19 protein-coding genes are annotated in these 21,317 nt (G+C 62.3%); 4 read left to right on the top strand and 15 right to left on the bottom strand.

Annotated elements, in window-relative coordinates; translation table 11 throughout:
• Positions 1-158: 158 nt before the first annotated feature.
• From ACVWSC_RS11610 to ACVWSC_RS11560, 11 genes are all read right to left on the bottom strand, one after another.
• The gene (locus ACVWSC_RS11610; protein WP_442113773.1) at positions 159-1,343 is read right to left on the bottom strand and encodes an acetyl-CoA C-acyltransferase; all 1,185 of its coding nucleotides are present in this window, start codon (positions 1,341-1,343) and stop codon (positions 159-161) included.
• 31 nt (positions 1,344-1,374) lie between these two features.
• A complete protein-coding gene (locus ACVWSC_RS11605; protein ID WP_442113772.1) occupies positions 1,375-2,961 on the bottom strand; it encodes an arylsulfatase in 1,587 nt (528 codons plus the stop codon).
• A gap of 43 nt (positions 2,962-3,004) precedes the next feature.
• A complete protein-coding gene (locus tag ACVWSC_RS11600; RefSeq protein ID WP_442113771.1) occupies positions 3,005-3,907 on the bottom strand; it encodes an SDR family oxidoreductase in 903 nt (300 codons plus the stop codon).
• Positions 3,904-4,359 carry an acyl-CoA thioesterase gene (locus tag ACVWSC_RS11595; RefSeq protein WP_442113770.1) on the bottom strand — a complete coding sequence of 152 codons (456 nt, stop codon included), beginning with the start codon at positions 4,357-4,359 and terminating at the stop codon, positions 3,904-3,906. Before ACVWSC_RS11595 ends, ACVWSC_RS11600 begins: the two co-directional genes overlap by 4 nt.
• Before the next feature lie 4 nt (positions 4,360-4,363).
• Positions 4,364-5,647, bottom strand: coding sequence for a histidinol dehydrogenase (hisD, locus tag ACVWSC_RS11590; RefSeq protein ID WP_442113769.1), 1,284 nt, complete (start codon positions 5,645-5,647; stop codon positions 4,364-4,366).
• Positions 5,648-5,680: 33 nt separating this feature from the next.
• Positions 5,681-6,985 (bottom strand): MFS transporter, encoded by a 1,305-nt coding sequence (locus ACVWSC_RS11585; RefSeq protein WP_442113768.1) that lies wholly within the window; start codon positions 6,983-6,985, stop codon positions 5,681-5,683.
• Between the two features lie 49 nt (positions 6,986-7,034).
• Positions 7,035-8,078: a LacI family DNA-binding transcriptional regulator gene (locus tag ACVWSC_RS11580; RefSeq protein ID WP_442113767.1), complete on the bottom strand. Its 1,044-nt coding sequence runs from the start codon at positions 8,076-8,078 to the stop codon at positions 7,035-7,037.
• A 229-nt stretch (positions 8,079-8,307) separates the two neighbouring features.
• Positions 8,308-8,949, bottom strand: coding sequence for a LysE family translocator (locus ACVWSC_RS11575; protein ID WP_442113766.1), 642 nt, complete (start codon positions 8,947-8,949; stop codon positions 8,308-8,310).
• 47 nt (positions 8,950-8,996) lie between these two features.
• Entirely contained in the window at positions 8,997-9,992 is a 996-nt protein-coding gene (locus ACVWSC_RS11570; protein WP_442113765.1) for a hypothetical protein, read from the bottom strand.
• A gap of 115 nt (positions 9,993-10,107) precedes the next feature.
• A complete protein-coding gene (locus tag ACVWSC_RS11565; RefSeq protein ID WP_442113764.1) occupies positions 10,108-10,434 on the bottom strand; it encodes a hypothetical protein in 327 nt (108 codons plus the stop codon).
• A gap of 19 nt (positions 10,435-10,453) precedes the next feature.
• Positions 10,454-10,840, bottom strand: a complete 387-nt coding sequence (locus ACVWSC_RS11560; RefSeq protein ID WP_442113763.1) for a hypothetical protein — start codon at positions 10,838-10,840, stop codon at positions 10,454-10,456.
• A 163-nt stretch (positions 10,841-11,003) separates the two neighbouring features.
• On the opposite strand from ACVWSC_RS11560, the gene ACVWSC_RS11555 reads away from it, so the two are divergent.
• The 4 genes from ACVWSC_RS11555 to ACVWSC_RS11540 all read left to right on the top strand — a co-directional run bounded on the left by ACVWSC_RS11555 (position 11,004) and on the right by ACVWSC_RS11540 (position 16,061).
• Positions 11,004-11,855, top strand: a complete 852-nt coding sequence (locus tag ACVWSC_RS11555) for an AraC family transcriptional regulator (protein WP_442113762.1) — start codon at positions 11,004-11,006, stop codon at positions 11,853-11,855.
• A 113-nt stretch (positions 11,856-11,968) separates the two neighbouring features.
• Positions 11,969-12,511, top strand: coding sequence for an RNA polymerase sigma factor (locus tag ACVWSC_RS11550; RefSeq protein WP_442113761.1), 543 nt, complete (start codon positions 11,969-11,971; stop codon positions 12,509-12,511).
• A complete protein-coding gene (locus tag ACVWSC_RS11545; protein WP_442113760.1) occupies positions 12,508-13,440 on the top strand; it encodes a FecR family protein in 933 nt (310 codons plus the stop codon). The genes ACVWSC_RS11550 and ACVWSC_RS11545 overlap by 4 nt, the downstream gene beginning before the upstream one ends.
• 221 nt (positions 13,441-13,661) lie before the next feature.
• Positions 13,662-16,061, top strand: coding sequence for a TonB-dependent siderophore receptor (locus ACVWSC_RS11540; protein WP_442113759.1), 2,400 nt, complete (start codon positions 13,662-13,664; stop codon positions 16,059-16,061).
• Between the two features lie 48 nt (positions 16,062-16,109).
• On the opposite strand, the gene ACVWSC_RS11535 is transcribed toward ACVWSC_RS11540, so the two are convergent.
• From ACVWSC_RS11535 to ACVWSC_RS11520, 4 genes are read right to left on the bottom strand one after another with little or no spacing between them, the layout of a single operon-like run.
• The gene (locus ACVWSC_RS11535) at positions 16,110-17,336 is read right to left on the bottom strand and encodes a RhtX/FptX family siderophore transporter (protein ID WP_442113758.1); all 1,227 of its coding nucleotides are present in this window, start codon (positions 17,334-17,336) and stop codon (positions 16,110-16,112) included.
• A gap of 12 nt (positions 17,337-17,348) precedes the next feature.
• Positions 17,349-18,851, bottom strand: a complete 1,503-nt coding sequence (locus tag ACVWSC_RS11530; protein WP_442113757.1) for a PepSY-associated TM helix domain-containing protein — start codon at positions 18,849-18,851, stop codon at positions 17,349-17,351.
• Complete coding sequence (locus ACVWSC_RS11525; RefSeq protein WP_442113756.1) at positions 18,848-19,129, bottom strand: hypothetical protein; 282 nt, start codon at positions 19,127-19,129, stop codon at positions 18,848-18,850. The genes ACVWSC_RS11530 and ACVWSC_RS11525 overlap by 4 nt, the downstream gene beginning before the upstream one ends.
• Complete coding sequence (locus ACVWSC_RS11520) at positions 19,129-21,228, bottom strand: TonB-dependent siderophore receptor (RefSeq protein ID WP_442113755.1); 2,100 nt, start codon at positions 21,226-21,228, stop codon at positions 19,129-19,131. Before ACVWSC_RS11520 ends, ACVWSC_RS11525 begins: the two co-directional genes overlap by 1 nt.
• Positions 21,229-21,317 lie beyond the last annotated feature (89 nt).

Raw genomic sequence — 21,317 nt, 5'->3', positions numbered from 1 at the left:
CGCCGCCATGAGCGCCCTGGGATCTGATCGTCAACGTTATCGTGCAGATCGTCCAAATGTGCAGGCGTGGCCTCAATGCGACGTACTTGACGGGGCTTGCTTCTGTGCAAGATAGCTCGACCTTCATCGAAGCGGCCCCGCCAGAATAGCGGCATGCATCACACGACTTCGAACAAGCCAGCGGCGCCCATCCCTCCCCCGACGCACATGGTCACCACCACGTACTTGACTGCACGGCGTTTGCCTTCGAGCAAGGCATGACCCACCATGCGCGCGCCGCTCATGCCATAGGGGTGGCCGATGGAGATGGCACCGCCGTTGACGTTGAGCCGGTCGTTGTCGATGCCCAGTTTGTCGCGACAGTAAAGCACCTGGCAGGCAAAGGCTTCGTTGAGTTCCCAAAGGCCGATGTCATCGACGCTCAGGCCGTGCTGTTTCAGGAGCTTCGGTACCGCCAGTGCCGGGCCGATGCCCATTTCTTCCGGCGCCAGGCCGGCCACGGCGATACCGCGGTACAGGCCCAGGGGCTGCAGGTTGCGCTGTTCGGCCAGGCGCGCGTCCATCAGTACGCAGGCACTCGCGCCGTCAGACAACTGACTGGCATTGCCGGCGGTGATACTGCCGCCTTCGATCACGGGCTTGAGCCGGCTCAAGTCGTCAATCTGGGTGTGTGGGCGGTTGCCTTCATCCAGGCTCAGGCTTACCTGTTCATGGCTGATCGCACCGCTGGCTTTGTCAACCACCTGCTTGCTCACAGTGACCGGCACTATTTCATCGCTGAACACACCTGCCTGTTGCGCGGCAGCGGTGCGTTGTTGTGATTGCAGGCTGTAGTGGTCTTGCGCTTCGCGGCTGATGCCGTAGCGCTGGGCCACCCACTCGGCGGTTTGCAGCATCGGCATGTAAGCCTGGGGTACGTGGCGCAGGACGCTGTCGTCATGCTGGCTGTCGACCCAATGCATGTGCCGGTTCTGCACCAGGCTGATGTGTTCCTGGCCGGCACCCAGGGTCACCTGCATGCCGTCGACCATGATTTGCTTGGCGGCAGTGGCGATGGCCATCAAGCCCGATGCGCACTGGCGATCCAGGGTCTGGCCGCTGACGGTCAGCGGCAGGCCTGCCGCCAAAGCGCTCATGCGTCCCAGGTTCCAACCCGCAGTTCCTGCGGGCATGCCGGTACCCATCACCAGGTCTTCGATTTCTCCGGCTTCGATACCGGCGCGCTCGACGGCGGCGCGAATCGCGAAGCTGGCCATGGTCGGCGAGGTGGTGACGTTGAAGGCACCGCGAAAGGCCTTGGCGATCGGCGTGCGGGCGGTGGAAAGGATTACAGCTTCTTTCATCGTGTGGCTCCTGCTCGTTGGAAGGCTTGGTCTACTGCCGGCTTTTGAGGAAATCCTGAACCAGGTTCGAGCGATCGAACGACTTGGCGGCTTGCACTGGCGGATACTCGGCAAGGGTTTTCAGGTGCGCGCCAATCAACTCGCCCATCGGTGCTGCGATCCACGACGACTTCTGGATCATATGGCCGTAGGCGTCATTGCTGTCGTAGCTTTCGAACGGGTCGCTGCGCAGGTTGAACATCAAAGGGGCAAACAGCGGCTTGATCGGCGCGTAGTAGTCTTCTTTGGTCGAGAAGTGCAGCTTCCACGGCCCCATGCGCACGGCGGTCAACTTGCTCTCGATGTAATAAAACAGGCTGGTGCGCGCGCTGTCGGGGGCTTTGCCGGTCCAGTAGTCGAGGTTATTGATGCCGTCGATGTACTGCTTTTTCTGCACTTTCATGCGCTCTGCCACATCCGTTACACCGGCTGCGGCTGCCAGGCTGGTGAACATGTCCTGGTGCGCCTGTATGCCGTTCTTGATCTGCCCCGGCTTGATGACCCCCGGCCAGCGCAACATCGAAGGCACACGTACACCGCCTTCGTAGGTTGTCATTTTTTCTCCACGGAACGGCGTTGTCGCACCGTGGGGCCAGGATGAGTGCTCCGGGCCGTTGTCGGTGGAATACCAGACGATGGTGTTCTGATCCAGGCCGCTTTGTTTGAGAAAATCCAGCAGCACGCCAATGTCGTGGTCGTGCTGCAGCATGCCGCTGCCTTGGGTATCGCCCTCGTGGGTGTACCTGGCGGCGGCATGTTTCCAGGTGTCGTTGAGGTGGGTGTACAGGTGCATGCGGCTGGTGTTGACCCAGACGAAGAATGGCTTGTCATCGTTCTTGGCTTTGCGCATGAAGGCCATGGCATGGGGGATCACTTCGGCGCCGTCGAAGTCCTGCATGCGCTGGATGGTCAGCGGTCCGGTGTCTTCGATCGTCTGTTTGCCGACCACACCAAAGCGTGGATCGACCGTCGAGTTCTCTTGGTCGCTGGCGAAACTGTGCAGCACGCCACGGGTGGCGAACTTCTTCGCGTAGGCCTGCGGCCCGCCCGGATACTGCTTGGCGAAGTTCTGATAATCGGTGTACTCACTTTGCTCCTCGGTATTGAGGTGGTAGAGGTTGCCAAAGAACTCGTCGAAGCCATGCACGGTGGGCAGGTTGGGGTTGTTGTCGCCTAAGTGGTTCTTGCCGAACTGGCCGGTACGGTAGCCGGCATCCTTCATCACTTCGGCAAGGCTTGGCGAGGCAGCCTGCAGGCCGAGCTTGTCGCCGGGCTGGCCGACGGTGGTCATGCCTGAACGGATGGGGTACTGACCGGTGATAAAGGCCGCGCGCCCGGCCGTGCAGGACGGCTGGCCGTAGTGGTCGGTAAAACGGATGCCTTGCTGGCCGATCTGGTCGATGTTCGGCGTGGTGTAGCCCATGGTGCCCATGCCGTAGGCGCTCACGTTCTGCCAGCCGATGTCATCGCCCCAGATCACCAGGATGTTGGGTTTGGCCGTCTGCGCATGCGCCATGGGGGCGCCAAGCACAACAGCGGTAATACCTGCCATGACCAGGCGTTTCATGCGTTGCATCATGAGCGGTCTCCTTATTGCGACGTTAACTGCAGAGGCGGCGGGTTCAGCCGCGCAGCCCTTCAAGCAATTGCGCGCGCAGTGTCGGTTTGTCTGCGAAGGGATCGGGTGGATTACGCTGCTCGACAATCGCGTCGAAACGATCGCGCACCGAAGCCATGGCGTGTGGGTGCGAATAGATATAAAAGCGGCGCTGGCCGATGGCCTCGAAGGTGAGTTCTGCGATCTGCTCGGCACTGACTTTGGCCGCGCCGGTCGCTTTCTGGTTTTGCGCCTGAGCCGCTGCCTGAGAGCGCGTTTGGCCCTCGGCATTCACCAGGTCGAGCGGACGATGGCGCGCAGAGGCACTGATAGCGGTCGCCACGAAGTACGGGCAGAGCACCGAGCAATGCACCTGGGTGGTCATCAGGGCGAGGTCCTGATAGAGCGTTTCGCTGAGCGACACCACCGCGTGCTTGCTGAGGTTATAGGCACCCAGGCTAGGCGCGTTGAGCAAACCGGCCATCGACGCGGTGTTGATGATGTGCCCTTGATAGTCGGGGTCTTGGGCGGCCGCCGCCAGCATCAACGGCGTGAAAATGCGCACGCCGCTGATAACGCTGCGCACGTTGACGCCCAGTATCCAGTCCCAATCCTTCTCACTGCTCTCCCACACAAGGCCGCCAGCGAGCACCCCGGCATTATTGAACAGCACATGCACGGCACCGAACGCTGCGATGGCGGCATCGGCCAGTGCCTGGATCTGGCCTGCTTGTGAGACATCGGCGTGCAGGCCAATCACTGTCGCACCGCCAGCGCGCAACTGGGCCACGGTGGCCTCCAGCGCTTCGTGCTGCAGGTCGGCCAGCACCAGTTTCATACCAAGCGCCGCGCCCCTCTCGGCGAATGCCTTGCCCAAGCCTGAGGCGGCACCGGTGATCACCGCTACCCGATTGCTGAACGCGTTCATGACGCTGTCTCCACCTGTTGCACCTGAATGCATTGCAGCGCACGACGCAAAGGCTCCGGCAGCGGCACTGGTCGGCGTGTCACGCGGTCGACGTAGACATGGATAAAATGGCCCTGTGCCGAGGCCTGGCTGTTGTCGTTGACGAACAGCCCTACTTCGTAGCGCACGCTCGAGCGGCCGATGCTGGCCACGCGCAGGCCGCCACGCACCAGGTCAGGGAAGGAAATCGAGGAAAAATAGCTGCACTGGGTATCGACCACCAGGCCAATGGTCGGGCACTGATCAAGGTCCAGCAGGTGTTGTTCCAACAGCCAGCCGTTGACCACGGTGTCGAACCAGCTGTAATAAATCACGTTGTTGACGTGGCCGTAGACGTCGTTGTCCATCCAGCGTGTGGTGATGTCGCGCAAGTAAGGGTAGGCGCTGCGCTGTTGCGGTACGGGCTTGCTCATACCTTCAGGCCTCCTGCTTCATGCGGCGCACGCGGATGTCTGCCTGCTCCTTATGCCCGGACATATGCTCATAGCCACACAGCCGTGAGCAGTAGTTGCCGATCATCACGCAGGCTTCGTCGGTCAATACGCGTTGGTAGGTGTGGGTCTTGATGAACTTGCCCACCCACAGCCCGCCGGTGTAACGGCCCGCGCCCATGGTCGGCAAGGTGTGGTTGGTGCCGATGACCTTGTCGCCGTAGCTGACATTGGTCCGATGACCAAGGAACAGTGCGCCGTAGCGGGTCATGCGTTGGTGATACCAGCTCGGGTCACGGGTCATGACCTGCACGTGCTCCGAGCACAGGCGTTCGGCGACTTCCAGCGCTTCTTCATCGCTGTCGCACAGGTAGATCTCACCAAAGTCGTTCCAGGCCACGCTCGCTACGGCGGCAGTGTCCAGGCGTGCCAGCACCTGCTCGATCGCGCCTGGCAGTTGTTCGGCAATGGTTTTGCTGGTGGTGACGCAATAGGCCGGGGACGTTGGACCATGTTCGGCCTGGCCGAGCAAGTCGACGGCCACCAGTTCGGCGTCCACCGTGTCATCACAGATCACCAGCGTTTCGGTCGGGCCGGCGAACAGGTCGATACCGACGCGGCCGAACAGTTGCCGCTTGGCTTCTGCCACGTAGGCATTGCCGGGGCCGACGAGCATGTCGACCGCGTCGATGCTTTCGGTACCGATGGCCATTGCTGCCACTGCCTGCACACCGCCCAGGCAGTAGATTTCGTCGGCACCCGCCAGGTGCATGGCTGCCACGATCTCGGCGCAGGGCTTGCCTGCAAAAGGCGGAGCACAGGCAATCACGCGCTTGACGCCGGCCACCTTGGCCGTCAGTACGCTCATGTGCGCGCTGGCGATCAGCGGGTATTTGCCACCGGGGATGTAGCAGCCGACCGAGTTCACCGGGATGTTGCGATGACCGAGCACCACGCCCGGCAGGGTTTCAACTTCAACGTCGTGCATCGAGGCCTTCTGGATCTCGGCGAAACGGCGAATTTGTGCCTGGGCGAACCTGATGTCTTCAAGGGTTTGTTCGGGCAGGCTGGCGATGCAGGCGTCGATCTGCTCCTGGCTCAGGCGCAGGCTGGGGGGCGACCAGGCGTCGAACTTCTCGGAATATTCGCGCACGGCGCTATCGCCGCGTTGCTCGATAGCGCTGAGGATGCCCTCGACGGTGCTGCGGATCTGCGCCTGGTCGCTGGCTTTGGCCTGGGCCGGGCGACCCTTTTTGAGGTGTTGAATCACGAGTGTTCTCCTAAGGGATGCACAGGGTGTATTTCAGGCGGATTGGTAGGTCGATAGCGCGGGCCGGGCGACCCGCAACACAATGGCGCTGGCAACCAGGTACAGGCTCATGAGCAGGTAGAAGCTGTAGCTGGTCCCACCGCTGGCGGTGTTCAGGGCGCTGGTGAGCGAAGGAATGATCGCGCCGCCGAGGTTGCCGATGCTGCTGACCAGGGCAATGCCCACTGCTACCGAGGCGCGTGGCAGGTATTCAGAGAGCAGCGCGAAGAACACCGGCGTTACCGAGGCGATGCCCAACATGGCCAGGCACAGACCGAGCAGCGAGGCGCCCAGTTGGCCCTGGGCCAACACCATGATTGCCAGGCCGCAGACCGCCACCAATGCGCCGCTGGAGAAATGCCAGCGGCGCTCGCCGAAACGGTCTGAACTGCGGCTGAGCAGGAGCACGCCGGCGATAGCGAACAGCTGTGGCAGGGTGGCGTAGAGGCCGACGTGCATCAGATCGGCGACGCCCCAGCTGCGAATCAATGTCGGGGTCCAGAAGGCCATGGCATAGGTGCCGGCAACCATCAGCACGTAAACCAGCGACAACGCCCAGAACCTGGAGTCGACGAGCAGGTCGCGCACGGAGCCATGGCTGGCCTTGAGCGATGAGTGCTGCTCGGCGTCCAATTGCGCGCGCAGACGGTTCTTCTCTTCACTGGTCAGCCATTTCGCCTGTTCAGGCCCATCGACCAGCACTCGCCAGGCCAGCAGTCCCAGGAGCGGGGCTGGGAGGCCTTGCACCAGAAACAACCATTGCCAGCCGTGCCAGCCATTGAAGCCGTCAAGGAACTTCATGATCGCTCCCGACAGCGGCCCGGCGATCAAGCTGGCGAAAATGGCCCCGAGCAGGAACACCGCGATCATCCCTGCACGCCGCGCGGGTGGGTACCAGAAGGTCAGGTAGAGCAAGGCCCCGGGGGTGAAACCGGCTTCGAAGGCGCCCAGCAGAAAACGCAGAACATAGAATTGCGCAGGTGTCTGCACGAACATCATGGCCATGGCCACCACGCCCCAGCACACCATGATGCGCAACAGCGTTTTGCGCACGCCGATCTTCTCCAGCATCAGGTTGCTGGGCACCTCGAACAACAAGTAGCCAATGAAGAAGATACCGGCGCCTAGCGCATACACCGCGTCGCTGAACGCCAGTGTCTCCTTCATCTGCAGCTGTGCGTAGCCGACGTTGATGCGATCAAGAAACGCCACAACATAGGCGGCGATCAGCAATGGCATGATGCGCCACGCGATTTTTCGATAAAGCTTGCGGTCGTCTGGGGTTTCGCTGAGGTTCATGCCTGTCTCCTGATGTTTTTTGTTGTTATTGACCTGCAGGGGTGTGGCGCTAGGCTGTGGCGCGAAGCACCAGATGCCCGGGGATCTCGCACAGCGCTGGCGTGTTGCCTGGCGGGTGGCCTTCGCCGAGCAAGCGAATGACGCAGGCGATCATCTGTTCTATAGGCTGGTGCACGGTGGTGAGGGCGTGCTCCGGGTAGCTTGCGGCGCAGATGTCATCGAAGCCGACCACCGCGACGTCTTCGGGCACACGCAGGCTGGTGTTCAAGCGCAGATAGCTCAATACACCAAGGGCCATCTGGTCGTTGGCACAGAACACCGCGTCGATGGCCGGCTGCCCGGCGCAGAACAGCTGCGCGGCAGCGGCACGTCCGCCTTCGTAGCTGTAGCCGCCATGGCACTGCGCGACCACACGTTGGCCATGCACTGCCAGGCCCTGCTCGAAGCCGAGCAGACGGTCAGCGGTCGTCGAGCTTTGCAGGTCACCGCTGATGAAGGCGCAGGCGTGGCGATTTTGTTGAACCAGGTAGTCGGCCACCGCGGCGGCCATGCGCTGGTTGTCGCAGCACACAGACCAGACGGTCGGGTCTTCAACGCGGCGGTTGAGAAACACCAGGGCAACCCCCTGGCGCGCGCAGAGTTCGGACATGTGTGAAGACAACTTCGCTGCCGTGACCACAATGCCGTCGACCTGGTATTGCAGTACTTGCGGCATCAGGGTGTCGGCATCAGCGCCTGCCGGGACCACGAACAGCAACAGTTGCTGACCTGATGCGCGCAACTGCTGGGAGAACGCCTCAAGTACTGCGGGGTAGAACGGATTGCTCATGTCGCCCATCACCAGCGCCACGATCCCTGTGCGCCGCCGGTTCAGCGAGCGGGCAATGGCGTTGGGGCGGTAGCCCAGCTCGTCGGCCAGCGCCAGGATGCGCGAGCGCAGTTTGGCCGAGATACGCGAATCTGCGTCGAAGGCGCGCGTGACGGTAGAGGTGGCCACGCCCAGTTGCTCAGCTAAATGCCGGGCTGTAGGCCGACCGCTCGAACGGGCAGTGGCCGTGAGCGGAAATTCGGGAAGGTGGTTTTTTGCCGTCACATCGCAGCCTCAGTCATCGTGCAATCGTGTGCACACATGAGCTGAATGCTGCCTACTTTTGGTGAACAGCTGCCCCCTCGTCAAAGGGGGGGCAAGGCAATACGGGAACGAATTACCCGGTAGGAGCGGCGGTGCGGCGACCCGACTTGCCCCGCGATCTGCCGCAACGCGACAGCAAGGCCTGAATTCGCGGGGCAAGCCCGCTCCCACAAAACGTTTTGTACAGAGACTAAGAAACAGGCCGGCGCATCGCGAGAATGGCGGTGCCGAAGCCGATGAACGTCGAACCGACCACCCTACTGACCCACACCGAGAACGCAGGCCGGGTCAGCATGCCTTTGGCTCGGGACGCAATGGCGGCATACAGGCTCAATGAAGTCAGTGACAGTCCCATGAAAATCACCGTCAACAGCAGAAACTGCGGCAACAGCGCCGCGTTCTGGTCAATGAATTGTGGAAACAAGGCGGTAAAAAACATCGTCGCCTTGGGGTTGGTCGCTGCCGTCAGAAACGCCGATTTGTACAGTTTCCAACGCGACGGCCTGATGGCGTGTCCGTCCACCTGTACTTCACTGGCCAGTGCCGGGCTTTTCTTGAACAACTGCCTGGCCCCCAGGTAGAACAGATAGCCCGCGCCCAAAATCTTCACCGCGTTGAACATCCACTCGGAGCTTGCCAGCAGCGCGCCCATTCCCAACATCGCCGCTGCCGACAGGCAGAACAGCCCGCACGCATTGCCGATCGATGACCAGATGGCGTAACGCGGCCCGTAGGCCAGGCTGTTGTTGATGGCCATCAAGGTCGCAGGCCCGGGGCTTGCGATGGCAATCGCTGCTACCAGGGTAAAAGCCAGAATCGAATGCAGATCCATTTTTCACGTTCACCATTACTTGAAGTAGGGTCGCCGCACCGCCACGCCTACCAGCGGTCTTTCACGACAATGCTGTTGACCACCAGCGGGCACAGGGCCTGGAGTTTGACAAAGTCTTTATCCGCTTGCGCTTTGTCGGCCAGCCCCACCGTTGTCGCGCAACTGACCAGGAAGGCTTGCTCACCGATAAAAAACGCATTGAGCCGGGCAACCTGGTAGATCTTGACACCGGCCCGCTCAAACTCGCCACTGAAATCCAGCCAGTAGCCCGGCAACGTCTCGACTGTCTGCGCCCCGCCATTGATGAACGTGCTGTCCGGCGGGGTCAGGCTCTTGATACCCTCGCCATCGACCTGCGCTTTGATCTCCTGCGGGGTCACTTTGGCGCCGGTGTTGCGGATATCGAGGGTAATCATCTGCTGGCCGAAGCCGGCCATGCTTTGCCACTTTTGCACAATGTGCGGGCGTTCGCCCTCTGCGCCGACCCACGACACCGGTACGTCCAATGTCAGGTTCAAGCCGAGGGATTTCGGATGCCCCTGAGTATCGAAACGCTGGCGCTGTTTGGCCGAGAACTCTCTCGCGGGCTGATCTTTGTAGCGGGCGGCAAGCAAAAACGGCCGCACGCTTGCATCTACCTCGCCTTTGGCTCGGCTGTTGACCTCGGCAATGAACTTGACGGCTTGATCTTGCGTGAGACGTGCCGTGTTGATCTGCTGCACCACGGATGACTCCATGCGCGTGGCGATCTGGCCAAAGGCCTCGCTGCCGACTGCGGCGCTGATTTCTGTGGCCAGCGTGTCCTTGATCGAACTGCCATAGGCGGCGGCAAACCCATGCTCTGCGCCTTTCACCGGTGCCTGCAACGCGGGATACAACGTGGCGATGCGTTTGAGCGTGTAGTCCTGACCGAGCAGGTAACCATAAGCCTTGCCGAGCCCTACCATTGCCTCGTCACTGCGACCAAAACTGAAGTCGGCAACGGCGGGAGCAGAAGAAACGGCAAGCAGGAACGCAAAGGCAGAACGACGAAGCATGTGCATCAGAGAAAGGTCCATTTTCAAAATAGCGGTGCACATTCAAACATTTCCAACCGCCATTGTACAAAGTGCCATCACTCCCTGTAGGCGCGGGCTTGCCCCGCGAAGCCCACCGACATTACTGCCCCTGCACAACAGCAAACGAATGCGGATCATCCGCCGAAAACGTCCTGAACCGCAGCCCCTTCACCAGCCGCTGCGCCGTCAGCTCGAACAGCTCGGCCAGGCATGGCAAGGTGAAGTGGGCCTGCATCCGCTCGGTCGAATACCAATACCCGGTGAGCGACCAGGTGCCGCCAGGATCGCTGCCGCAGGTCAGCCGATAAGCCGCGCAGTCGCAGCTGTGCTGCAGGGTCTGCAGCAGCGCCTGCAGACGCTCGCGGAGGACGGCGGCCGAACCATCGGCCGGATCGATCTCGACCGCGTTGATAGCAACAATCCCCATGGTCGTTAGCCCTCGCTGCTCATTGCGCCAGAAGTTTCTGCGCCAGTTCCACCCCCTCTTCCCTGCTGGCCACCACAAACAACGGATAGCCCCAGAAATACTCGAACTTGACCGCAAACAATGTCGCTGCCTGCTGCTTGCTGGTGTCGGGTTCGATGTGGATTTGCCCTTTGACGAAGGTGCGCAAGGCGCTTTTGTGGCGGTTCATCCACAGCGCCAACTGTTTTTGCTCATCCTGGCTGTTTTGTTGCGCTGGCGGGTCCGCGCGTTGTTCGTCCAGCAGCACGAAGGGTTCAGCGCGTGCCAGCAGCCCTTCAAAGGCAACGAACCCTTCATCGCCGGTGTTGATAACAGTGGTGCCAATCTGCATCCAGACCAGTGGAAAGTGTGCGCAATCTATAACCATGTGACCTGTCCTCTGCATTGAATAATCTGCACCCTGCTCAAATGAGGGTGCCGGTAACGCAACGGCACGATATCCAACCGCAGCGGTTTACGTCATTGCACAATCAGGCCACACTATTTTTCATTTCGGCCAAGTGCTGCTAACTGCCACATAGGAAGCGTTCGTGGAACCCGTTACCGCTGACGATCCGATGATTACCTGGGACATCGACAGCATTGCGCGCAAGGTCACCGCGTTGAATACCTCGCGGGTTGACAAGGATTGGGAACACGCACCGCACCAGCATCGCAAGGCGCAGCTGATTTATTCGGTGCGCGGAATCCTTAACTGCGAGGTGCAGACCGGTGTATGGATCGTGCCGCCGCAATGCGCAGTGTGGATTCCGGGCAACCTGCTGCACTCGACCCGCGGCTCGGGAGAAACCGAGTGCTATTGCCTGTTTGTTGAACCCGATGCGGTCGAAGGTTTGCCCAGCGTCTGTTGCACGCTGGCGGTGTCGCCGCTGCTGCGCGAGCTATTGCTCAAAGCCACAGGCTTTGCCCCGCTGTACGCCGAAGACGGCCCCGAAGCGCGCCTGAGCGCGGTGTTGCTGGATGAATTGCGTGAGGCGCCGATCGAATTCCTGCACTTGCCCATGCCGCAAGACCGCCGCCTGCGTGAATTGGCGCAAGGGCTGTTGGCCGATCCATCGAGCAAAGCCTCAATGAGCCAATGGTGCAAACACATCGGCATGAGTGAGCGCAGCATGAGCCGCTTGTTGCTGCAGGAGGTCGGCATGAGTTTCGGCCGCTGGCGCCGCCAGCTGCATATCGTGCTTTCGCTGCAACGCCTGACCAGGGGCGAAAGCGTGCAGGCGGTAGCGCTGGCGCTGGGTTATGAAAGTGCCAGCGGCTTCGTCACCATGTTCCGCAAGGCCATGGGCAAGCCGCCTGCGCGCTACTTGTCTGAGGGCGGTGCCAACACCTGCGCTGACGCTGACGGCGCAACGGTCAGCGGTATCGTGCTGGCATCTTGAAGAGGGCCGCCAATCACAAACATAAATAGAAATACTTCTTATTTACATACGATTGACAACTATTTATGCTGCCTGACGCGACTAATCCGGTCGTGTCAAAGAGCAGCCCGATCGTGTCGATTGCCCTCTCCTCCCCGTCAATTTCCACAAGCCCGTCGCTGAACTGGCAGGACATCGACCTGCGCTGGGCCTATAACGACTTGCTGCTCAGCCTCAGTCGCCAGACCCGCTGCGTGCAGCGCGCCTATGACGTGCTGCACGACGCCCTGCTGCGCTTCGCCTTGGCTCAGCACCCGCAGCCCTTGACCCAGCCCAACGCCTACCTCAGGCAGGTGGCGCAGTCGGTGTTGATCGACCATTTTCGCCGCAACGCCCGTTTGCAGCCGCTGCCTGAGTACCATGAGGAAACCGGCGACGAGCATGTCGCGCCGAGTAATGAACACCTGCTGGACATCCAGCAACGGCTGATCGCCCTGCAACGCATCCTCGATTGCCTGCCGGCACGCTGCCGTGAGGTGTTCTGGCTGGCGCGCATCGAGGGCTATGCGCAAAAAGAGATCGCCCAGCAACTGGATATCAGCCTGAACATGGTCGAGCGTCACATGGCCCGCGCTCTGGTCAGCCTGCGCAACGCCCGCGACTTGCTGCGTTCATGAGCGATGCCCGCGAGCAAGCGGCGCTGTGGTTTGCGCGCCTGCACAACGACGCTGGCGAGCACCCTGAACGCAGGCAGTTCGACGCCTGGCTGGCCGCCGATCCACACCATGCGGCCGAATACCAGGCGCTGCTCGAACTGTGGGGCGACTTCGCCTCCACCCCACGCACCGAAGCGTTGGCCCAAGCCATGGAACAGCAGCGTCGGCGCCAGCGCCGTCGCCTGCTGCAAGGTGGCGCCCTGGCCGTGGTGCTGACACTCGCTAGCGCGTTCGGCTGGCAGGCCCACCGCTACGGCCCACTGGACCTCGAACTGCACACCGCTATTGGCGAACGGCAGGTGCAGCAACTGCGGGACGGCACTGAACTGACACTCGATGCCGATACCCACCTGCACCTGCACTACAACGCCGAGCAGCGTCTGGTCGAACTGATGCGCGGCGAGGCGATCTTCGCCGTGGCACGTCAGCCGCAGCGGCCGTTCATCATCGACAGCGGCCTGGCCAGAGTACGGGTGCTGGGTACGCGCTTTGTCCTCAACCGTTTGCCGGACCGCCTGCGGGTCAGCGTTGACCACGGCCAGGTGCAGGTAGACAGCCTCTCGCGGCCCGGTGAAAGCCTGGTGCTGGAAGCCGGCCAGGTCGCCGAGGTAGGCGCAGACGGACGCCTGCAACGCCTGCCACGTGCGGCCAGTGATGCATTCTCGTTCCAGAACGGCAGCCTGGTGTTCGACCAGGCCGACCTGGCAGAGGTCGCCGCCAGCCTGTCGCGCTACCGTCAGTTGCCGGTGCAGGCCGCTACCGGCCAGAGCCCGCGCGTTAGCGCTGTGGTGCAACTCAACGATATCGAGGGGTTCCTGCAGGCGCTGCCTCAGGTCGTAGCGGTGCGCCTGCGCAACGAAGCGGACGCCACCATCCTGCAGCCCCGCTAGGTTTTGCCCACTTCGCGGCCCTCTGTGGGTGGGAGCGGGCTTGTCCCGCGAACACGGGCGAAGCCCGTGCCATTCACCGCAGTGCCTGCTTCGCGGGGCAAGCCCGCTCCCACTGAACGACCGCTCGTCGGCATCGCAAATAATTCGCAATCACAACATCAGGGTAAAACCACCCTGCCGCGTTAGTGCTAGAGCAATTAAACACAAGAAGGATGTTCTGCATGACGATGCAACCGACCCTGCGTGCCCTGTCGGCCGCAGTGGCCCTGATTCTGGCCGCGCAGGCTGTGGCCGCGCCGATCGATCTCGACCTGCCGGCGCAGCCGCTGGCCACCTCGCTGCGCCAGCTCGGCGAAGCCGCCGGGCTGACCATTGCCGTCGACAGCAGCCTGGTACAAGGCCGCCAGGCACCCGCGCTGAGCGGCCAGTTGGAGCCGCACGACGCGCTGTCGCGCCTGCTCGCCGGTAGCGGCCTGAGCTACCAGCAAAGCGGCAACACCCTGATCGTCAGCCAACCGAGCGGGGACGCCCTGGAGCTCGGTGCCACCAGCATCAACAGTTCAGGCCTGGGCGCCACCACCGAAGGCACGGGCTCTTACACCACCGGCTCAACCGCCAGCGCCACCAAGCTGCCGCTGTCGATTCGCGAAACCCCGCAATCGGTCAGCGTGATGACCCAACAGCGCATGGAAGACCAGAACCTCACCCAGTTGCTCGACGTGGTCAAACAGGCCCCGGGCCTGAGCGTCAACCAGGGGGGTAACGCGGGCTCCGACTCCAGCCAGATCTACTCGCGCGGCTTTGCCGTGGAGAACTACCAGGTCGATGGCCTGCAACGCCTGGACAGCAACTACAAGTCCGTGGCGCAGAGCAACGACATGGCCCTGTACGACCGCGTCGAGATCATCCGCGGCGCCACCGGCCTGACCAACGGCGTGGGCACCCCCGGCGCCACGGTGAACCTGATCCGCAAGCGCCCGACAGCCGAGTTCCAGAGCAGCATTTCCAGCTCGGTCGGCTCATGGAATTATCAGCGCACCGAGGTAGACGCCAGCGGCCCGCTGAACGACGCCGGCACCCTGCGTGGCCGGGTGGTCGGCGCCTACCAGGACAACGAGTCGTACATCGACCGCTTCAACGAGCGCAAGAAAGTGTTCTACGGCATCATCGAAGCCGACCTGAGCCCCGACACACTGTTTACCTTCGGTATGGACTCGCAGTCCCACGATGCCGACGACCACGCGCGCAGCGGCTTGCCGCTGTTCAACAAGGACGGCTCGCGGGCCAAATGGTCGCGCTCGGATTCCGCCGCTGCCAGCTGGGCTTACTCCGATCGCCAGTTCACCACCGGTTTCGCCACCCTTGAGCACAACCTCAACGAGCGCTGGAAAGCCAAGCTGACACTGAACCACGACCGTTACGAATACGACGAAGTGCTCGGCTATGCCGCCGGCGGCAACCCTGATCCGGCAACCGGCGCCGGGGTCAACCTGTGGGCCGGGCGCTGGGAAGCAAAGCCTGTGCAAACCAGCGTTGACCTGAACATCGCCGGTAACTTCGACCTGTGGGGCCTGGAGCACGACGCGGTGATCGGCTACACCCGCCAGCACACCGAATTCCGCACCAATGGCTATCCGTTGTGGTGGTTCGACAACTGGAGCAATGCCATTGAGAACATCTACACCTGGGATGGCGACACCCCCGGCAAGCCACCGCTACCCGCCACCAGCCGCATCGACTATCAGGAAGACCAGACCGCAGCCTATGGCAGCACGCGCCTGCGCCTGACCGACGATCTGTCGCTGATTCTCGGTGCCCGCGTCAACGACTGGAAAAACACGGTCAAGACCGACTACTACGACGCCACACCTGACGAAGACGTGCGCCGCAAGGAAACCGGGGTGGTCACGCCGTTTGCCGGGGTGGTCTACGACCTCGACCAGAACTGGTCGGTGTATGCCAGCTACACCAGCATTTTCAAACCGCAAAGCAACAAGGACATCAACGGCCAATACATCGACCCACTCGAAGGCGATGGCTACGAAGTGGGCAGCAAGGCCTCGTTCTTCGACGAGCGCCTGAACTTCGGCCTGGCCCTGTACGAGATCAAGCAAGACAACCTGGCGGTACTCATCCAGCCCAACGTTCCGGTGCCTGGTGGCGGCTTCGCTTACCGCGCCGAATCCGGCACCAAGACCCGTGGCTTCGAACTGGAACTGTCCGGTGAGCTGGCCCGCGACTGGCAAGCCAGCGCCAGCTTCAGCCGCAACATCGTGCAGGACGCCAACGGCAACAAGCTCAACACCAACGTGCCGCAGAACACCTTCAAGCTATTCACCACCTACACCTTGCGCAGCGTCGGCAACGGCCTGACCGTGGGCGGCGGGGTGAACTGGCAGAGCGAGATCTACAGCAACAACCAGGGCCCGAGCCGTGTGCGCTTCACCCAGGAAGACTACGCCGTGGTCGACCTGATGGCGCGCTACCCGATCACCCGCCAGTTGAGCGCCACCGTCAACGTCAATAACCTGCTCGACAAGGAGTACTACACCAACACCGCTGGCAGCAGTTACTACGGTACCCCGCGTAACGCTACCTTTGGCTTGAAGTACGACTTCTAATCGGCTTGGGAGTGGGTTTGCTCAGCGCATCGCGGGGCAAGCCCGCTCCTACAGGGCTGCACTGCGTACCTGCGAATGGCGCGCCAGGTTCAACGCAACCAGCAAGGCTGCCATCGCCATCAGTACCCCGGCCAGAAATCCTCCACTGTAACCCACCTGAGCCGTCAACCCGAGCAACAGCGAGGACGACAGCATCTCCCCCAGATCGCGGGTGCTTTGTACTGCGGTCATGTCGGTGCCCGCCTGATCACTTTGCCCGGCAAAGGTCATCGAGGCGGTCATGATCGCGACCGAACTGGCCCCAGTCGCGAATGACCCCAACCCCACTGCCAGCCAGATCAGTTCTGTTTGAGCCGCCAGCACGCCAGCGGCCTGCAGCAGCCACAGCAGTGCTGCCAATGCCGCCATGCCCACCGCCAGCATGAACGCTGGCCACAAGCCCAGCACGCGGATCAGCCATGCCCCGCCGCCGCAGCCCAGGACAACGGTGATCACCCCGCCGCTGATGCCCAATTGTCCGATCGCCTGCAACGACCAGCCGGCATCGTTGAGAAACAGTTTTGACAGGCCAAAGCCTGAAACCGAGGTCATCGCGCTGAGCAACGCCAACAGCACCAGCGCCAGGGCCTTGGGCCGTTTGATGAAGCGCAGCAGGCTGGCGTGCGGTACATCTGGCTGCTTTTCCCTGGCCACTGCGGCAGGCATAAGGCCAACACACAGCAGGCTTGCCAATGGCAGCAGTGCCAATAGGGCAAAGGCTGTCGATTGCCCCAGGTAGCCGCTGAGCAACAAGCCCCCGGCTCCGCCGACAAAGAAGCCGACCATGGTGCCGCCGACCTGAATCGCATTGATCCGCGCCAACAGGTTGGCGCTGAAGTACTCGGCGGCCATGCCGTCGGTGGCGATGTCCTGGGTGGCACTGGCAAACGAGGCGACGATCAACAGACCCACCGCCCAGCCTGCGGTTTCAACGCTCAGGCCGATACTCGCCAACGTGACGATGCACAGCAGCACCAGCAACTGCATGGGCATGATCCAGCTGCGCCGCCGTCCCAGGCGCGCGTTCCAGCGGTTGTCGACTTGCGGTGCCCAGATGAACTTGATCACCCACGGCAGCCCCACCAACGGCAGGAACGCCAAGGCATCGAGGGCCGCGCCATCATGGCGCAGCAGGGTCGGCAAGGCGTCCATGGCAATGCCGAAGCACATGCCCTGGGAGAGGTACAACAACGCAAACGTCAGCACCATTCGCCAATGTTTCAACAGTTCCAGCATGTGACTCTCCAATCAAACAACAGTGGCGTCGGCAGCCGCTGCCGTACGCGTGAAAACACTCAGGCGGCGCACCGCCCACAACAGACCGGCAGCACTGAGCAGCAGCACCAGGTCGATCGGCCAGACGTTCAGGTTGCCCTGCAGCAGGCTGCCGCCCAGGTGCAGGGCAGCCGCCGCCAGATAGCCCAGACCCGCCAGGGTCAACAGCAGCGGCAGTGGTTGCCGTTGAGCTGGCATGACACAGGCCAGCAGCACGCTGGCGCCCCAACTGCCCCAGAACAACCAGGCCAACCCGCTGGGGACGAATAGCCCCAAAGCGCTCAACGCCCCGCCACACAGCAACAGCGCGGTGGCCGTCAGCAGGCCACCGGCGCCGCCCACCACCAGCCGCAACAGTACCTGCCAGGCACCGCCCTGCTTGATGCGCCGACGCTCCAACCACAGGTACAGGCCGCTCAGCACCAGCATCGCCGCCGCCAAGGCCATGCCGAAATGCAGTGCACGCAAGGTTGATCCGGCGTAAGGCAGCCAGCGGTAATCGGCAAAGTGCAGCGGTTGCACGGCAATAAACGCCTGCAACCAGAAACCGCGTCCACTGGCGCTGTGAACTCCCAGCGCCTGGCCGTTATCACCACGGTAGGTGTGCCGCTCGAACACCGCAGTGCTCGGCAGGCCCTGCTCGATCCCGGCGACTTCCACCCAGGCCCCGGGTTCACCCCAGCGATGCAGGGTGACGCTCTGGGCGATAAAGCCTGGGTGTGCCTGCGCGTCGTTTCGCAGCAGTTGATCGAGCACCAGCGTCTGCGAAGTACCGGGCTGAGGAGTGATCTGTGGAGGCGCGCCGAGCAACTGCATGAACGCTTGCTGTGGCGCCCCCGGAAACGCCTGTCCGGCCAGGTTCAAGGTGCCGAGTGCACCGAGGCCAGACATCGCCCCCGTCACCCCGAACAGCAGCAACCAAGGCCAGGTCCAACGGCCGATCAAGCTGTGCAGGTCATGGGCCAGGACCCGAGTACCACGGTCCCGGCGCAGGCGCTTGAGGTCTTGCCAGCGCCCGCTGTGCAGCGCACTGCCGGCCCAGATCAGCAGCAACAACACCACCCCGAGCAGGCTGATCAGCATCCGCCCGGGGAAACCGATAAACAGGCTTTTGTGCAGTTCGAACATGATGTCGGCGGCACTGGCCAACGGCAGCGACTGCCCCGTCACCGGGTCCAGCATCAGGCTGCAATTTTTAGCCGAGGCGCACAGTTCCACCACCGGGTAGGCAGTGTCGGGCAGGCGGATCTGCAACGACTCAAGGGGCAGGCCATTGGCCGTTGCCACCTGCAGCCAATGCGACAACGGCAGCATAGGCCCAGGGGCCTGCGCCATCGGTCCACGAAACCAGGTGCGCAAGTCTTGATGGGCCATGCTCCAGGCGCCAGTGAACAGAATGATGAACAGCAACACGCCAAAAACCCCGCCGGCGCCAGCATGCACGCGCTGCACCAGCGCCCGTGGTGCGCCCATCATGACCCGGCTCCGTCCCACAGCAGCCACGGCGTGAACAACAGCAAGCAGGCACCAGCACGGTAAGCCACCTGTTTACGGGTGGGTGCCAGCAGTGCCCAGAGCAGCACCGATACCAGCAACCCCAAGCCGAGGAAGATAGCAGCGTAGAGCCGCTCCAGCCCGCCGCCCCAGGGGTAATGCCGGGCCACCAGCACCGCCAACTGCAGGCTGCTGAGGACACTGCCCGCCAAGGCCAACGCAATACGCACCGGCCATGGCCCGAGGCCCGGCGTGGTCATCAGAACGTGCCTCGCAGGGTCATGTTGAAGCTGCGTGGCTCGCCGTAACGGTTGTTCCAGTTGGGGTTGGACAGGCTCTGGTAATACTTGCGGTCGGCCAGGTTGTTGCCGTTGACCGAGGCCGTCCAGTGCTCGTCGATGCGATAGGCAACCCGCGCATTGAGCAGCGCATAGCCGCCCTGCTCCATGGTCACCGTGCCCGATTGCGTCGAGAAGTCACTCTGCGCCTGCACCCCGGCGCCCACGCTCCAGCGCCGCTCCTGCCAAGGCAATTGATATTGGCTCCAGAGTCGCAGCATGTGCCGCGGGGTGAATTCGGCATACTCCTCGCCCGAACCGTTGCGGGTGTCCTTGAGGTACTCGGTGGTGGTGTAGGTGTAGCCAGCGAACAGGCTCCAGTCCGGCGTTATGTAGCCGGTGCTTTCCAGTTCGAAGCCCTGGCTGCGCACTTTGCCGCCGCTGATGTAATAGGTGGTGGGCCCGACACCCGGGTGATCGGGGTCGACCTGCGGGTTGTTTTCCAGGTCGATGCGAAACGCCGCCAGCGACAGGTTCAGGCGGCCGTCCATCAACTCGCCTTTAACCCCAGTCTCGTAGGTTTTGCCTTCCACCGGTTTAAGCAGCTCGCCACTCCAGGTTTGCTTGGTCTGCGGTTGGAACACCTCGGCGTAGCTGACGTACCACGACCAGTCCTGGGTGAAGTCCCAGATCAACCCGCCATAAGGCGTGATCTCGCGCCCGGGTTTGAAGCGATCGCTGGGCGCATCCTGCTCCCACCAGCTGGCACGGCCACCGACCACCAGGGTCAGCGGATCGAGCAGTTTGAAGCGGGTCAGCGCATAGACGCCCTTGGACGTGGTGGTGGTAGAGCCCGGCGAGGTGTACGTACCGATGCCTGGCTTCGGTACGCTGTGCGGGTCCCAGCGATAGACATTCACCGGCACGTTCAACGGCGTGGTGAACGGTGCCGTGTGCTGTTCGGTTTTGCCCTGGCTGTAGTTGCTGCCCAGCAGCAACTCATGGCTACGGCCGAACAACGAGAACGGCCCGTTGACCGAGGCATCCAGGCTTTTCTGGGTGCTGTCGAACTTGTAGGCCGCGCCCATCAGGCGGCCACCGTCGCCGGTCACCGGGTCAATGGCGCCGAAGGAGCCGGCATACAGCAGGCTGGAGTCGGCATCCTGGTACTCCGCCGCAAGCTTAGCCCTCCAGCCATGCGCCAACTGCTGTTCCAGCGAGCCAAACACCCGGCGCGTGGTCCACTTGAAGCGGTCCCAGTCGACGTCCAGGTAAGTGGAGCGCGACAGGTCCAGGTTCGAGCCGTCCTTGGCCATGGGCACCCCGGCCATGTTGGTCACCGAATCGATGGTCTGGTACTGCGCGCCCACGGTCAGCAGGGTGTCGGGGCTCAGGTCGAACTCGCTGATGCCGTACAGCAGTTGGGTTTCCTGCTCGCCGATGTCGTAGAAGTAATCGCGGTCTTCATAGGCCGCCACCATGCGCCCCCGCACATTGCCGCTCTCGGTCAACGGCCCGCCAACGTCCACCTCACCCCGGTAGCGATCCCAGCTACCGCCGCTGAGGGTGGTGCTGGCAGCAAACTCCTTTTGCGGGCGCTTGCGCACCAGGTTGACGGTGGCGGCCGGGTTGCCACTGCCATGCAGCAAACCGTTGGAGCCGCGCAGGATCTCGACCCGCTCATACACCGCCATGTCCTGCGGCGAACTGGCCGTGCCACCGAGCATGGCGGGCACGCCGTCAAGTTCGAAGGAGTCGACCTTGAAGCCGCGCACGTAGTACGCGGTGGTCAACAACTGGAACGGCTGCACGGTGACTCCGGTGGCTTGCTGCATCACCTCATCGAGGCTGAACAGGTTCTGCTGTTCGATGCGCTCATGGTCAATCACGCTCACCGATTGCGGTGTTTCCCGCAGTTTCAGCGGCAGTTTGCCAATGGTGGTAACGCCCGGATCAAGCACCGCACCTGAACTGTCCTCACCGGTGATCTCGATGTTGCTCAGGTGCAGTGAACCCGTGCCGCTTTCGGCAGCAATGGCCTGCGCCAGAGGGCTCAAGCCGAGTACCAGGACCATCCCCATGTGCGCCCGGCTGTACTTGGAACCCCTTTTCGCCTTTGTTACGTGCTGGTGAAACATCGCCCCGCCCCAATTTCGATAATAATTCTCAT

The sequence above is a fragment of the Pseudomonas sp. NUPR-002 genome (assembly GCF_056322725.1).
This window is presented reverse-complemented; position numbering and strand designations above follow the sequence as displayed.